Consider the following 14753-nt stretch of genomic DNA (forward strand, 5'->3'; position numbering starts at 1 on the left):
CATCTCACATTCGCCCGGATCAGCCGAGCAGCTCGTTGACCTTGGTCATGATGGCGAAGGCGTCGCCCACGTAGAGCACGTCGCACTTGCCCTGGGCCCAGCCGCAGCCGGCGTCCAGATTGATGGCCCGACGCTCCTTGATGAAGCGCCAGCCGACCACGTGCGGCTCCTCGCCGTGGCAGCAGGTGGACAGTCCCTTGGGATGGCGCGGGGTCGCGCCGGTCTGCCCCACCTGGTGCATGTGCGTCAAAAACGAAATGACCGCGCCGCCTTCGCCCGAGATGTCCACCAGGGACTTGGACGAGCCGAGCGAGGACTTGGTGGCGTCCAAAAAGCCCATGATGGTCTTCTCCGCCACGTCCACGTGCGTGGCCCCGTCGGCCTGTTTCTTGGTCCAGCCCGCGCCGGCCACGAAGAGCAGGTCCGCGTCCGGGCGGATGGTCTGGGCATCCTCGGAGGCGCACTCCATGCCCGCCACCCTGGTCCGCGAGGACACGTCCACGGACAACGATTCCACGTCCGCCGCGCCCGCGCCCGCAAAGGGCTCGGCGCAGCCGGAATCCAGCGTCAGCACCCAGGGCCGCTCGTCGCGGGTCAGGGTGCCCTCCATACGCTGGCGGTAGAACCACCGCTTGGCCACGGGCTTGCCGTCTTCGGCCGCCAGGCCGGACAGGTGGGTGTCCACCCGGCCGCCCAAACGGATGGCCAGGCCGGGCAAGGCCCGGCTGAAGCGGGACGTGGCCGGGGCCACGACCACCTCGGGCGAGCACGCCTTGGCAATGGCCTCGGCCGCCGCCAGGTCGGAAGCGTAGCGTCCGTCCGCGAACTCGGGACCGGACACCGCGTAAAACTTCGCGCCGCAGCCGCCGATGGTTCCGGCGGCCTCGGCAACGTCCGCGCCGATGAGCCCGACCACCAGGTCGGTCCCCATGCCGTCGGCCAGCGCCTTGGCGGCCGTCAGCACCTCAAGGGCGGATTTGTGCAGGGAATTGTCGCATTCGGTGTGTGCAAGATACAAAACAGTCATGACGATTCCCCCTAACCCTTGATCCATTCGACGATTTCTTTGGCCATCTCATCCACCGGCACATCCTTGACGATGCGCGTCTCGCGGCGCTGCTTGGGCAGCTCCACCGAGGAGAATTTCAGGCTCGTGCCGGACAGGTCGGCGGGCTTGGCCTGCATCAGCGCGGGCATGTTCTTCTGCATGTTCTGCATGCCCACCTGCGGATTGTTCGGCGGCTCGGGCAGCTCGCCCGTGGCCCAGCCGAAAGCGGCGGGCGCGCCGTCCACAACGGACTTCTGATAGGCCCCGCCCTCCACGCGCTCGAGCACCTCCAGGGAGCCGTCACCACCCACGGTGAGCCGGTCCACGCCCTGAAACTGTTCGGTCACGCCAAGCAGTTCGCCGACCATCTGCATGACCGCGCCGGAACCGCGCGAAGCGGACTGCCAGCCGCCGAAGAGCAGCATCTTGGATTTGTCCAACCCGCCGATGCCCTCGATCGTCTCGGCCAGGACTTTGGCGGTCTCGTAGGCGTCGGTGAAACCCGAGGCCGAACCGTCGGCCACCACCAGCTGGAAGGGGGCCTTCTGGGAAACGGACATCATGACCTGCTGCAGCTTGGCTTTAGGGCCGAGGCTGACCAGCCAGACCTGGCTACCCGGATTCTTGGCCGCCAGATTCGCGGCCTCGAACAGGGCGTGCCCGGCCCACGGGTCGAGCACGGCGGGAAGCATCATTTCGTTCTTCAGGGACGGCCCGGCAGGCCCGTCCTGGGGCGCGAGGGTCTGGAGCGGGTCCGGGACGATGGAGCCGCAGACCACGATGTGGAATTCACTACCCATTCAATGTTCTCCTTGATTAGCGGCGGCAATCGTATTTCTCATGCCGTCCATTCGATGCCTTCGGCCGCCGCTGCGCGGGGATGCCTCCGGCGGCTTAAGAACCTTTTGAAAAAGGTTCTTAAGAATCTCCAAAACTTTTTGTAGCCGCTTCGCGGGGTACGTCCGCGCAAGTACGGCTCTCTTCTTTTAATGAACAACTTCGCCGAAGGCGACAATGGGGTTCCAAGGGGTCATAACCCCTTGGCCGCCGGAGGCGAAATCACCCGTCCAATCCGCCGTAGGCGATCCCATCCTTCTTTATCCTAATTCTCCACGGAATGCAGCCCGCCGGAACCGGCCATGAACTTGACGTTGGTCTGTTCCGGGTCTTCGGGGTTGGACTTGCTGCAGTTCCACATGCACGCCCCGCAATGGACGCACTTTTCGCGGTCGAACAGCGGCACGCCGCCGTCCGGGTTGGTGTAGATGGCCTGGCCCGAACACGCCTCGATGCAGACCTGCTCGCGGCACTTGGCGCACAGGGCCGTGTCCGCGAAGCGCACGTGGTCGCCGTAACCGGGGTTGGCCTGGACCTTGCCGCCCATGAGCAGCGCGTCCTGGTGGGAGACCAGCAGCTGGCCGTCCAGGGGGATTTCAGGCCAGCCCGCGCGGTCCATGAGTGCGTCGTGCAGACTCGCGCCCTTCTTGGCGCACTCGGCGCGGATGGCCGCTATCTCGCCCGCCGGGATGACGTCGCGATAGTAGTCCTCCACGGACGGGATGCGATCCTGGGGCTTGATCGCCTTGCCCGGCATATTCAACAGCCCTTTGGTCAGGCCGGTCAGCCCCATGCCGAGGAAACCGGAGATCACGGACTTGGTGAAGCCGTCTCTGGACTTCCTGGCCACCTCGGCCTCCTGTTCGACCCAGGAGGCGCGGCGGCGCGAAACATAGGTGTTTTCCAAATTTTCCTTGGTAAACTCGCGGCCGGACTTGAGCAGTTCCAGCACGGCCTCGCCGAGCTGCGCGCCCGTGGCCCAGGCCTCGTCCACGCCCGATCCGGTCAGGATGTTGGTGGAGCCGGAGCCCTCGCCGATGCGGGCGAACCCGTCGCCGCACAGGATCGGCTCGCCGCGCTTGCCCGACTCGTTCAGGGACTTGGCTCCCCAGGAGCGCAGGGTGCCGCCCTTCAACCCCTTCCACAGGTACGGGTGGAGCATCCAGTGCTGCATGTAGCGGTAGGCGGTGCGCACCGGATTGTCGAACCAGGACGGCACGAAGATGCCTAAAGAGGCGACGTTGCCGGGGTAGACGTACAGGAAGCCGAAAATCTCGGGCTCGGGGTAGCCGATGGTGTGCAGCACGGTGCCCGGCTCCCAGGGACAGTCCTCGGGCAGGTCGACCACGCACTTCATGCCCACGGCCCACTCGCGCTGATGGTTGCCCTCGGGCATGCCCAGCTTGCGGTTGAGCCGCTGGCCCACCGGACCCACCGGGCCGTCGGCGATCACGGTCAGGGCGGCCTTCATGTCTATGCCGGGCATGTACCCCGCGTTCGGGGTGCCGTCCTTTTCCACGCCCTGGTCGGCCATGCGCACGCCCTTGACCGCCGCGCCTTCAAGCAGCGGCTCGGCCACCGGGCTGGAGGGCCAGATCTGGGCCATGCCCGTGCCCATCAGGTTCGCGCCCACCCACTGGTTGAGCTGGCCGATGGAGAACAGCATGCCCGGATGCTTTTCCAGAAATTTCGGGATGAACGGCAACTCGTAGGCGTCGTCCTTCATGAACCCGCCGAGCACCTTGTCGGCCACCTTGAACAGGCCCGGCCTGCGGCTCGCGCCCACCGGGTCCTTGAGGAACAGGACCTTCTCCTCCTTGACCTCGCAGGCCATGGGGATCTGGGACAGGTCCAGGTCCGGGAACGTGGCCCGGATGGCGCGGCCCTTGGTGACCACGCCCGACACGCCGAAGCCGATGTCGTCGGCGCGCTCGTAGCAGATGACCTGCGGCGGCATGCCCGGCATGGCCTTGGACTCGGCCACGGGCGTGCCGTCCTCGTTCATCAGGCCGCGCGTCAGGGTGGTCAGAAAACCGCCCGCGGCCGGGCCGAAGCCCACACATACAATGTCCGTTTCCATCTCGACTCGCGGCGTCTCGTCGCTCATGGGGTGCCTCCGGCGGCCGGGGGAAGGGGAGAGAGGGAAACCCTTTGCAAAGGGTTCTCCCTCTCTCCCCTTCCCCCGGACCCCCATCCCCTCTCTCCCTTCCCAAACTCTTTGTGTCGCTTCGCGATGGTTGAGGGGGAGTGGTCAGGCGTGCCCCTTCACGAGACGCCTGTGGGGGGTGGGTATGGGTTGAAGTTTGTTATGTTCAAGGCGCGAAATCCGGCTCCGCATCCTCCGCGCCGCCAATAACATACACGGCTGTCCTCTCCCCTCCCAGGCGGCGCGACGACAAAAAGTTTTGGAAGGGAGAGCGCGAGAGGGAAACCTTTCTCAAAAGGTTTCCCTCTCGCATCTTGCTATCTTTCTTAGCCCTGCGGGTAGTCGAGGGCTTCGGGGATCATCACTTCGGCCAGGGCGTTGCCCGCACGGTCCTTGGCCAGCCGGGAACCGGCCAGGCACATGTCGACCGTGGCCTTGAGTTCGCGGAAGCGGACGAGTTCCGGGCGCGAACACTTGGACAGATCGCCCAGCGTGCCGTCCTGGGCGCATTCCTCCTTGGACTTCAGCTCGGGCTCGCACTTCTCGGCGATGCCGCCATCCGGGGTCGGGCAGCGGTTCCAGTTGTAGCCGTAGACCAGTTCGGAACAGATGCGGGCCACTTCACCGGCGGCGCGGGCGGCCTGCACGTGGCACAGGTCCTTGTAGAAACCGGTCAGATCGTCCAGGCCCTCGGCCAGGGTCATGGACATGGGGCCCTTCTCGATGAGCTCCATGACGTCGCAGGCCAGGAAGTAGGGGCCGAGAATCCAGCCGAGCGCGTCGGCCATGGGGAAGGTCACGCCCTGCCGCTTGTTGTGGTAGAGCTTCTTGCCGTTCTCGTCCTTGGCCTCCTGCAGGAAGGCCAGGGTCCACTGCCACAGCTCCATGGCCGAGGCCAGGACATAGCCGCCCAGGCCGGGGACGTCCTGACCGGCGCGGCGCATCTGCGAAATCCAGTTCTCCATGACGCAGCCGAAGATGTCGGAGGTCATGGTCATGGTCAGGTGGCGGCGCTGCACGGCCTCGGGGCCCTCGTAGGTGGCCTCGAGCTGGCAGTCGCTCCACTTCTGCATGAGGAAGCCGGGGCAGTCCTCGGTGATGCCGTAGCCGCCGACCAGGGCCACGGCCTCGCGCATCTTGTTGGCGCCCTCGCCCGTGTTCCAGAGCTTCACGCCCGGGTTGAGGACGCCCGCCAGGGCCTCCATGTAGGCGTACTGGACCAGGGTGTCGTTCGAGAGTTCGCTGTACCGGGCCTCGTCGCGCGCACCAACCGGGGAGTATTCCAGTTCGATGAATTCGCGGACCTGGTCGTGGAGCTTGCGCAGGGCGGCCATCTGCTTGCGGATGCTGGTCACGCCCTCGGCCTCGAAGTGGGCCTCCTTGGCCTTCTCGATGGGATCGAAACGGTCGGCCAGGCGCGCGGCCGCGAAGGCCAGGGAGCAACCGGCCTCGCCTGTGGCCCAGACGTCGGCCAGGCGCTGCAGGGCGTCCTCGTTGATCTGCAACCCCTTGTCGAAACGCGGGGAGCCTTCCTTGCAGGCGTCGCCGCCACGGAAACGGTTGCGGTGATAGCGGATGACCGGCTCCACGGCGGAAAGCAGCTTGGCCGAGGTCATCAACCCCACGGGGATGCGGGTGCGGTGGAAGACCGCGCCGATGATCTCGGAGTGGTTGTACTTGGGCACGATCACGCCGTCGACCACGTCGTAGCCGCCGATGATGCGGGAAGCGGGCACCTTGAGGTTGAGCACGGGGTCGCGGGTGGAGGAAAGCTGGTGGACCATCTTCAGCGTGGGCGCGCCACGGTCGAAGGTGCCCTCGTCGCCCTCTTCGAGGATGACCATGAAGGTCCCCTTGATGCGCTCGTCATTGGACTCCACTGCGGCGGTGACGAAGTTGGCGAAGTCCATGTTGGTGATGAACCGGCCGCGCTTGTCGACCTGAAGCATGGGCTCCTCGCCGTCCTTCCACTCGGCCACGGTGACCTTGCCGCAGAGCACGCCGGTGTCCACGCCCACGTAGGGCAGCGGCTCGGTCAGGGCGAACGCCCCGCGCCAGATCTCGCGATCCTCGCCCGGCTGGGGCGGCACGCAGGCGGACATGTACTTGTCGCGCTGCTCCGGAGTGCCCTTCTCGTGGATCGGGGCAAGGGCCAGGCAGGAGGCCAGGGAGGAGGTGGCCGCGCCGGCGTCCACCCAGGCCAGTTCGAAGGCGACCAGGGCCAGGGCCAGGTTCTTGGGGCCCTCGATGAACCCGCCCTGATGGGGGTCCATGAACAGCGCGGTCAGTCCGGCCTGGTCGAAGGCGGTCAAAAGCTCGCCCTTCTGCTCGGTCCATTCGTGGGTGTTGCGCGCCCCTTCGGCCACCAACTTGGCGACGGTGGTGCGGGCGATGGACCGGGCGCTCTGCACGGACATCTGAAGATCGAATCGCTCGGCGAAACGCCACATGAGCTGACGGACATCGTCTCCCGGAAGGGTACGAAGTGTATACATAAGCAGCTTCCCTGAAAGGTTGTTATTTGACTGGAGTTTTCAGTTATCAATAATAGTCCGGGACGATAGGCCATTGTCCCTGGTGAGTCAAAGTGTTTTTGCCCCTTAAACAAGCGTTTCAGCGGCTTTCCGGGCGTTTCGGACCCGTTTTCGGCACTTCCGAACCATTCATTTTTCGGGAATCGGGAAATGCCGAACCAAACGAATGGAATCGCGCTTTGACTTCGCACCCGATTCCCTGCACTATCGCGCAATCTCAAAAAGGCGGCAGCGGTGACGAGCCAAGACATCCCGAACATACGAGCCCTGGCAAGGGCCATCGGCGCCCTTTCCGAGGGCGCGCCCTCCGGCGGTCCCGGCATCGGGGAGCTCGCGGCGGATGTCATGCGCTGGTGCGACGCCACGCCCCACCCGGCCCATGCAGAGGCCGTGCCCCTGGCCGAGGCCGTCCTGGCCCTGCACCGGCTGGCCTCCAATTCAGCGGATATCCACACGGTCCAGGCCTGCCTCCAGGCCCTGGTCCGATCAGGCCGGTTCGGCCGGACCCTGTGCGCCCGGTGCCTCAACGCCCGCGGCACGCCCCTGCCCCGCCTGGAGCCCAAGGTGGCAGCCTGGCCCGCCCGCGACCGGCTGGCCCTGGTCCACGAGATGCTCAAAGACTTTCCCGGCGACATGGAACGCGACACGCTGGCCTGGGTCGAGGACATGCTCAAGCCACTCATGGGCACGGACCCCGAGGAACTGGTCCCGTTCGTGGCCCGGCTGGGCGAACAGGACGAGGTCCTGGCCTTCCCGGTCAGGCAGGTCATCGTGGGCGGGCTGTTCGGCCGCTATCTCAACTCCCGGCTGACCAACGGCGTGGAGGACGATGACCGAGAAGAGCTCTGCCTGATCATCCGGGGCGTGGGCGACTCGGCCTACGGCGAGGCCCTGGCAAAGGCCGTGGGCCTCGGCCGGCTGACCACGAACGAGGGGCTGTTGCGGACCATCGCGGCCGTGGGCGAGGCGGGCAACAGGACCATCCTCGACACGCTGCTCAAAATCCTGCCCAAGGCCGACGCCAAACTCGGCGGGGCGTGCCTGGACGCGCTCATCAGCCAGGACCACCCGGCCATAGGCAAGCTGCTGGCTTCGGTCCGCTCCCGCATGCCGGGCATTCGCGCGGCCGCCATCTCCCGCGCGCCCCTGCTCGGCGACATCGGCTACGTCCAGTACATTTCATCCATGCCCGAGGAGCGCCGGGCCGACGCCCAGCTCGAGATGCTGAGCGCGCTCAAGGCCATCGCCCCGGACTTCGTGCGCAACGTGGCCGGGGACTGCCCGCCCAGGGGAACCGGCTCCCCCCGCGTCCTGGAGGCCTCGCCCCCGGTACAGCCGCGCCGGGACGCGCCCGAGCCGCAAAAAAAAGGTTTTCTCAAAGGACTGTTCCGGTCCAGGCCCAGGACCCTCCAGGACCTGCTGCCCAGGCCCGGCAACGTCCGCGACCAGAAGCTGCCCGGCTCCATGGTGGACGGCGCCGAGCTGGAAAACCGCGAAATGAGCGGACTCGACCTGGCCGGGTCGTCGTTCATCCGCACCCGATTCTTCAAGGGCAAGCTCTACAACGTGGAGCTGAACGACGGGCTCATGCGCGATTGCGCGCTGTCCGGCACCGAGTTCAAGGAGGTGCGCTTCACCGGCATGGAGTTCTCGGGCACCCGGTTCGAGGATTGCCTGTTCACGGACTGCACATTCACGGGCGCGTTCTTTTCCGGCTGCGCCTTCAAGGGATGCCGGTTCCGGACCTCGACCTTCAGCGAGGCCGCCCTGCGCGACTGCCGGATGGACCGCAGCGAGTTCTCCACCTGCACCCTGGCCGGAAGCGCCCTGCACGGCTGCTCCGTGCGCTCCTCCCGGTTCGAGGTGTGCGACCTGTCCTTCAGTGAGTGGATCGGCGACGATTTCCGGGGCGTGGAGTTTTGTCGCGCCTGCCTGCACGGACTCTACGTCCGGGACTGCGTGCTGCTGTCCATGGAGCTGCCCGGCTCGGCCGTGACCCGGTCCGTGATCAAGAATTCGGACGCCGGGCACCCGCAGTTTCTGGCCAACCGCCTGCGCCAGATGACCGTGTTCGCCAGGGAGGCGGAGAAAAACGCCATACCCAAGAGCCGTGAGAACGATCCGTTCCGGGCCCAGAAGGCATTGGCCGCGTGGGCCAGGGAGCTGACCTTCATGCGCCGGGAACGGCGCATGCTCGACAACAACCGCCAGCGCATGCACCGGGCCATGGGCACCTTGACCCGCGACCAGCAGGCCTTCCTGCGCATGCTCCCCCTGCTCCTGGACAGCGACCTGTTCGAGCGCCGCCACAACTTCGGCAACATCCCGTCCAGTCGGGTCTGGGGCTACTATCCCTGCCTGACCGACCTGGAGCTGGTCCGCGACCGGCTGGGGCTGGACCCGGAGTTCGAGCCCTCGCCCGAGGTACGCATCCAGGCGGTCTACGCCATGGGCAGCCTGGGCACCGTGGCCCAGACCTCGAGCTCGGACCTGGACTGCTGGGTCTGCTACGACGGCGACGTGACCATGACCGTGGAGCACGGGCTCAAGCGCAAGCTCGACGCCATGGCCCTGTGGGCGGACAGCGAATACGGCCTGGAGGTCCATTTCTACCCCATGCGCATGGACGACGTGCGCGACAACCGCTTCCTGTCCGGGGACGAGGAGAGCTCGGGCTCGGCCCAGGTCCTGCTGCTCAAGGAAGAGTTCTACCGCACGGCGCTCAAGCTGGCGGGCAAGAACATCGCCTGGTGGGTCACCCCGGCCGGGGCCAGCCGCAAGATGTACGAGTCGTGCATCCGCGCGGCCCGGCGTTATCCCCTGTGCGGCAAACCGCGCCTTGAGGACTTCGGGCATCTGGCCGAGGTGCCGCCCGCCGAATATTTCGGCGGCTCCCTGTGGCAGATGGTCAAGGCCATCCATTCGCCCTTCAAGTCCGTGCTCAAGCTCGGCCTGCTCGAGACCTACGCCGCGCCCGGCGCGTCCTCCCTGCCCCTGTGCGACCGCATCAAGCGCAACCTGATCCGCAACCGCCAGGGACGGCTGGACACCGACCCGTACACCGCGCTGTACTCCACCCTGCACGACTACTATTCCGAGCGCGGGGAGGACAACGCCGCCGCCCTGCTCAAGGAGTCCTTCCGGCTCAAGGCCAACCTGTCGGACATCCCCCTGTTCATGAACCTGCCCACCCGGCCCGAGGACGAGTCCCTGATCTCGGTCCTGTTCGGCTCGGGCTACGTGGAGCCGGGCAGGCTGGCCGAGACGCACCGCACCTGGCCGTTCGACAAGTCCCTGCGCATGGGCGCGCACGTGCGCCGCTACATGGTCGACACCTACCAGCGCATCCAGGAAGGGCTGTCCGCCGGGGGACGGGCCAAGGGCAGGACCAGGGCCCTGGTCAACCCCGAGGACCTGACGCGCATGGGCCGCCGCATCGCGGCCAACTTCGCGCGCAAGAACCACAAGGTCATGCGCGTGCCGTTCATGGACACCAGGGAGAACGGATTTCCCCTGCTGCACTTTTCCGCGCAAAAGGCGACCGGCAAGCCGACCGTATGGATCGCGCGCGGCGGCACGCGGGTGCAGGCCAAACAGGCCGCCGCGCACCTCCAGCCGCTGCACCGCAACCAGAGCCCGGTCTACCTGCTGGCCTGGCTGCTGGCCAACCGCATCTACCACCCCAAGAGCCTGTTGCAGGCCGACCGATCCATCGCGCCCATCGCCCTGGCCGATCTGCAGAAGCTGATGGCCGCCCTGCACGAGGCCTTTCCCTTTGCCGAGACCTTCGAGCCGGACATCAACGAGGGGTTGCGCTCCGAGGAGGTCGTCCGGGCCTTCTTCATCGTCAACATGGCCGCCCCGCGCGAGGCCAGCCGCATCGAGCGGGCCTCGGTCATCTACTCGACCAACTGGGGCGAGATGTTCTGCCGCATCTTCCAGCGGCCCGGCCCGTTGTTCGAGAGCGACCCGGCCCGCTTCCTGGCCGAGAAGATAGGACAGACGCTGTCCGAAACCGTCAAGCTGGGGCTGTTCACGCCCAAGGGATGCCAATGCCGAAGAATCAGACTGCCGTAGACTGTCCCGCCTGCTGGGCCGTCATCTTCACCTCCGTGCGCACGGACCAAAACGACGGCTACGCCGAAACCGCCGGGCGCATGCTCGAACTGGCCCGGTCCATGCCCGGTTTTTTGGGTGTGGATTCCGCCCGTGAGGAGGTCGGCATCACCGTGTCCTACTGGGACAGCCCGGAGGCCATCCGCGCCTGGCGCGACCACCCCGAGCACCAAACCGCTCAGGCGAGCGGCCGCAAGGAGTGGTACGCGTCCTTCACCACCCGCGTCTGCAAGGTGGAGCGCGAAAGCCGCTTCCCCTGATCCCGCCGCGCCGCAATGCCTTTTTTGGCAATCCATTCGGAAGTCGATATCTCTTTACCATCGACAAATCCTTATGAATGATATATGCCTCCTCTCCATCGAAGCAGAATACAATTTTGTATTTCACCGTTGATTTCGACTATTCCGTACTGCAACGAGCATTTTTCAAAGGGAACGTCATGCGCAAACCTCTCATACTGTCGGCCGCCTGTCTGGCGGCCTTTCTCATGCCCGCCTTCGCCCTGGCCGCCGATCCGGCGGTGGCCGCCGCCAACGCCGAACACTGGGGGCTGCTGACCCTGATCCCGCCGCTGCTGGCCATCGCCCTGGCCTTTGCCAGCAAGAACGTCGTCCTGTCGCTGTTCATCGGCGTGTTCTCGGGCTGCTTCATGCTCGAACTCAAGGGCTACGACGTGTACCATGCCATGGTCGGCGGGTTCCTGCACCTGTCCACCCAGGTCCTGACCTCCCTGGCCGACCCGTGGGACGCGGGCATCGTGCTCCAGGTTCTGGCCATCGGCGGGCTCATCGCGCTGATCTCCAAGATGGGCGGCGCCCAGGCCATTGCCGGGGCCATCTCCCGCTGGGCCCGGACCCCGCGTTCCTCCCAGCTGGCTGCCTGGGTCATGGGATTGTTCATCTTCTTCGACGACTACGCCAACTCCCTGACCGTGGGCCCGATCATGCGTCCGGTGACCGACCGCCTCAAGGTATCCCGCGAAAAGCTGGCTTTCATCATCGACGCCACGGCCGCGCCCATCGCGGGCATCGCCCTGATCTCCACCTGGGTGGCCTACGAGGTCGGCCTGATCCGCGACGGCTACCAGACCATCGGCATCACCGGCAACGCCTACGGCATCTTCGTCCAGACCATTCCGTACCGGTTCTACAACATCTACATCCTGTGCTTCATCCTCCTGGCCGTGTGGCTCAAGCGCGACTTCGGCCCCATGTACGCGGCCGAGATGCGCGCCCGGACCCACGGCAAGGTGATCGGCGACAACGCCGTGCCCATGGCCTCGGACGAGGCCACCACCCTGGAACCCGCCGCCCACGTGAAGCCATCCGTGTGGAGCGCCATCCTGCCCATCGGCACCCTCATGGTCGCCGCGTTCCTGGGCTTCTACTTCAACGGCTACCAGAACCTCGACGACCCGGCCGTGCTGGCCGCGGTCAACGCGTCCCCCCTGTCGTTTAGCTCCATGCGCATCTGCTTCGGAGCCTCGGACGCCTCGGTGGTCCTGTTCCAGGCCGCCCTGCTCGCCTCCATGGTGGCCATCGCCATGGCCGTGTCGCGCAAGATCATGCCGCTGAAGGAGGCTATCGAGACCTTTGTCACGGGCATCAAATCCATGAACATCACCGCCGTCATCCTGCTCCTGGCCTGGTCCCTGTCCGGGGTCATGAAGGAGCTGGGCACGGCCACCTACCTGGTGGGCGCGCTGTCCGACGCCCTGCCCGCCTACCTACTGCCGTCGATCATCTTCGTCCTCGGCTCGATCATCTCGTTCGCCACCGGGACCTCCTACGGGACCATGGGCATCCTCATGCCCCTGACCATCCCCCTGGCCTTCGCCATGAACCCGGCCCCGGAGTTCGTGGTCCTGTCCGTGGGCTCGGTCCTGACCGGAGCCATCTTCGGCGACCACTGCTCGCCCATCTCGGACACGACCATCCTGTCCTCCATGGGGGCTGGATGCGACCACATCGACCACGTGCGCACCCAGCTGACCTACGCCGTGGTCGTGGCCGGACTCGCCATCGTCACCGGCTACCTCCCGGCGGGCCTGGGCCTGCCCGTCTCCCTGACCCTGCCGCTGGGCATCCTGGCCACGGCCCTGGTCATCCGTTTCGCGGGCAAGAAGGTCGACGCCTAGCCCGACCACAAACCACAAAAAAAGTCCGGATCGGAGAACCGATCCGGACTTTTTTCATGCCTGCCGACAGACATCCCGTCCCTGTCAGAACAGCCGCCGGATCCCCAGGACACGGCTCTTGGGATAGGCGGTGATGTTGACCTCGTCCTTCTGGTTGCCGCCCAGAACCAGGACCTTGCCGTTCTCCATGCCCGCGTAGAATCCGACATGGCCGGGAGCGTCGAGCTTCTCGGGACCGGGCTGCTTGCCGGTGCCCCGCTTGAGGATGACCACGTCGAAGCCGACCTCGGCCTCCTCGCCCACGGCCCGGCCGACCTTGAGCCAGGAGCGGGCCATCAGGCTCTTGGACCGGGGCAGGCGGAGCAGCCAGGCCACGTAGTTGGCAAAGGCCGAACACCAGGGCACATCGTCGCCCTTGGGCCAGTCGTCGTCGAGTTGCAGCATGGCCAGGACCGCCGGATTGGACTGGCTGCCGGGCACTTCCCTGACCCCGACGAAACGCTGGGCCATGTCGAACGCCGTCATTTCGATCGCGCGCATAACCACCTCCGAACCGCTAGAGTTCAACCACCTATGCGTCCATACCATGCGGGGGATAAAAATCAAAAGCGGAAGCGGTAGTATTTGACGTCCACGTCCATGAGCGGGACCGAGTCCGGGACCTCATGCCGGGCGATCTCGACGAAGCCGGATTTCTCGTAGAAGCGGTGCGCCGCGTGGTATACGTCCACGGTACCGAGGTATATGTCGCGCACGCCGCGCGTCCGGGCCCAGTCGAGCAGGGTCCGCATGAGCTTCGCGCCCACGCCGCGCTCCCTGCCGCGATACGGTTTTTTCACGAACATCTTGCGCAGGGCGCAGACCCCGTCGCCGACATCCTTCAGCGCGATGGTCCCGATGAGCTCATCGCCCTCGAAGGCGAGCCAGAAGTTGCCCGCGCCGTGTTGGTAGAATCCGGGGATGTCCCGCAGGTCCGGCTGCTTCTCGGCCGAGGTGGCCACGCCGAATTCCGCGATCTGGATGGTGGTGATGAGTTCGACGATAGCGTCGGTGTCCTGCCCGTTATATTCGATGATGCGCAAGAATTAAACCATCCTGGTCGCGACCCAGTCGAGGACCATGGTCGGATTGACCGGAACCTGGGTGTTCAGGGCGTCCTGGGCCTGTTCGAGGACCAGGCCTATGCGCCGCAGGTCGGCCGGGCCGTACGCCCGGGCCATGTTCGCCGACAGGGGCGTGGAGCATGCGCCGGACAGTGCCTCGCGCAGTTCGCGCTGCATGCCGATGACCACGTCCATGGCCAGATTGCGGTCCACCGCGCCGCGCACCTGGGTGCGCTCGAACCAGCCCCGGCCGGTCTGCCAGAAGCTGACCAGGGCCGTGGTCCATTCGGTCACCTCGGGCGGGTTCACGCGCACGTCCGGCCAGGACAGGGTGACCACCCAGGAACGGGAGACCAGGGTCTCCAGGAGCCGTTCGCGCTGGGGCGCGGCCAGGACGAAGACGTTGCCCGGCCTCGGCTCCTCCAGGGACTTGAGCAGGGCATTGGCCGCCTCGGTCATGAACATCTGGGCCTCGGCGAAGATGGACACGCGGTAGCCGTCGCCGTGGGGCGGCTGGCCCCAGGTGGAGCGCTTCTCGCGCACCGAGTCCACCTTTATCAGCCCCTCGCGGCCGTCGAAGAAAAGCAGGTCGTTGAAGGCCAGGTCCGCGATCTGCCTACACGCCGGACACTGGCCGCAAGGCACGGAGCCGGACGCGCAGTTCAGGCGCATGGCCCAATACAGGGCGAGGGCGACACGGGACTCCGCGTCGCCCCCCTCGATGACAATGGATTGGGGCGGATCGTGGGCGATGGCGTTGAGCCGCCGGACCGCGTGCTCCTGCCCCACCAGGGCGGCCAGCGGATCGTCGTTCAGCGTCATGCCCGCCACT

At 66.1% G+C, this 14753-nt stretch carries 10 protein-coding genes; 3 read left to right on the forward strand and 7 right to left on the reverse strand.

Features of this window, described 5'->3' with window-relative positions; all coding sequences use genetic code 11:
* Positions 1 to 19 precede the first annotated feature (19 nt).
* The 4 genes from ACR42D_RS13095 to ACR42D_RS13110 form a co-directional block, all read right to left on the reverse strand.
* The gene (locus tag ACR42D_RS13095) at positions 20 to 1027 is read right to left on the reverse strand and encodes an electron transfer flavoprotein subunit alpha/FixB family protein (protein ID WP_484567232.1); all 1008 of its coding nucleotides are present in this window, start codon (positions 1025 to 1027) and stop codon (positions 20 to 22) included.
* 11 nt (positions 1028 to 1038) lie between these two features.
* Positions 1039 to 1848: an electron transfer flavoprotein subunit beta/FixA family protein gene (locus tag ACR42D_RS13100; protein ID WP_484567233.1), complete on the reverse strand. Its 810-nt coding sequence runs from the start codon at positions 1846 to 1848 to the stop codon at positions 1039 to 1041.
* Between the two features lie 302 nt (positions 1849 to 2150).
* Positions 2151 to 3992, reverse strand: a complete 1842-nt coding sequence (locus tag ACR42D_RS13105; RefSeq protein WP_484567234.1) for a 4Fe-4S ferredoxin — start codon at positions 3990 to 3992, stop codon at positions 2151 to 2153.
* Between the two features lie 365 nt (positions 3993 to 4357).
* Positions 4358 to 6526 (reverse strand): acyl-CoA dehydrogenase family protein, encoded by a 2169-nt coding sequence (locus ACR42D_RS13110; RefSeq protein WP_484567235.1) that lies wholly within the window; start codon positions 6524 to 6526, stop codon positions 4358 to 4360.
* 273 nt (positions 6527 to 6799) lie between these two features.
* Between ACR42D_RS13110 and ACR42D_RS13115 the strand changes: the two genes are divergently transcribed.
* The 3 genes from ACR42D_RS13115 to ACR42D_RS13125 all read left to right on the forward strand — a co-directional run bounded on the left by ACR42D_RS13115 (position 6800) and on the right by ACR42D_RS13125 (position 12818).
* Positions 6800 to 10642 (forward strand): class I adenylate cyclase, encoded by a 3843-nt coding sequence (locus ACR42D_RS13115; protein ID WP_484567236.1) that lies wholly within the window; start codon positions 6800 to 6802, stop codon positions 10640 to 10642.
* Positions 10618 to 10941, forward strand: a complete 324-nt coding sequence (locus ACR42D_RS13120) for an antibiotic biosynthesis monooxygenase family protein (protein WP_484567237.1) — start codon at positions 10618 to 10620, stop codon at positions 10939 to 10941. The genes ACR42D_RS13115 and ACR42D_RS13120 overlap by 25 nt, the downstream gene beginning before the upstream one ends.
* 179 nt (positions 10942 to 11120) lie before the next feature.
* A complete protein-coding gene (locus tag ACR42D_RS13125; RefSeq protein WP_484567238.1) occupies positions 11121 to 12818 on the forward strand; it encodes a Na+/H+ antiporter NhaC family protein in 1698 nt (565 codons plus the stop codon).
* 84 nt (positions 12819 to 12902) lie between these two features.
* Here ACR42D_RS13125 and ACR42D_RS13130 read toward each other — a convergent pair whose 3' ends face one another.
* From ACR42D_RS13130 to ACR42D_RS13140, 3 genes are all read right to left on the reverse strand, one after another.
* Entirely contained in the window at positions 12903 to 13358 is a 456-nt protein-coding gene (locus tag ACR42D_RS13130; protein ID WP_484567239.1) for a TIGR02594 family protein, read from the reverse strand.
* 62 nt (positions 13359 to 13420) lie between these two features.
* Positions 13421 to 13900, reverse strand: coding sequence for a GNAT family N-acetyltransferase (locus tag ACR42D_RS13135; protein ID WP_484567240.1), 480 nt, complete (start codon positions 13898 to 13900; stop codon positions 13421 to 13423).
* A 3-nt stretch (positions 13901 to 13903) separates the two neighbouring features.
* Entirely contained in the window at positions 13904 to 14743 is an 840-nt protein-coding gene (locus ACR42D_RS13140) for a DNA polymerase III subunit delta' (protein ID WP_484567241.1), read from the reverse strand.
* Positions 14744 to 14753: the final 10 nt, after the last annotated feature.

This window comes from Pseudodesulfovibrio sp. lm2024 (genome assembly GCF_051175575.1).
GTDB classification, from domain to species: domain Bacteria; phylum Desulfobacterota; class Desulfovibrionia; order Desulfovibrionales; family Desulfovibrionaceae; genus Pseudodesulfovibrio; species Pseudodesulfovibrio caledoniensis.

Excerpts from the sequence above, each read along its gene's own strand:
- ACR42D_RS13120 (WP_484567237.1), top strand. The coding sequence starts at position 10,618 with ATGCCGAAGAATCAGACTGCCGTAGACTGTCCCGCCTGCTGGGCCGTC.
- ACR42D_RS13095 (WP_484567232.1), bottom strand. The coding sequence starts at position 1,027 with ATGACTGTTTTGTATCTTGCACACACCGAATGCGACAATTCCCTGCAC.
- ACR42D_RS13130 (WP_484567239.1), bottom strand. The coding sequence starts at position 13,358 with ATGCGCGCGATCGAAATGACGGCGTTCGACATGGCCCAGCGTTTCGTC.
- ACR42D_RS13140 (WP_484567241.1), bottom strand. The coding sequence starts at position 14,743 with ATGACGCTGAACGACGATCCGCTGGCCGCCCTGGTGGGGCAGGAGCAC.
- ACR42D_RS13125 (WP_484567238.1), top strand. The coding sequence starts at position 11,121 with ATGCGCAAACCTCTCATACTGTCGGCCGCCTGTCTGGCGGCCTTTCTC.
- ACR42D_RS13100 (WP_484567233.1), bottom strand. The coding sequence starts at position 1,848 with ATGGGTAGTGAATTCCACATCGTGGTCTGCGGCTCCATCGTCCCGGAC.
- ACR42D_RS13110 (WP_484567235.1), bottom strand. The coding sequence starts at position 6,526 with ATGTATACACTTCGTACCCTTCCGGGAGACGATGTCCGTCAGCTCATG.
- ACR42D_RS13105 (WP_484567234.1), bottom strand. The coding sequence starts at position 3,992 with ATGAGCGACGAGACGCCGCGAGTCGAGATGGAAACGGACATTGTATGT.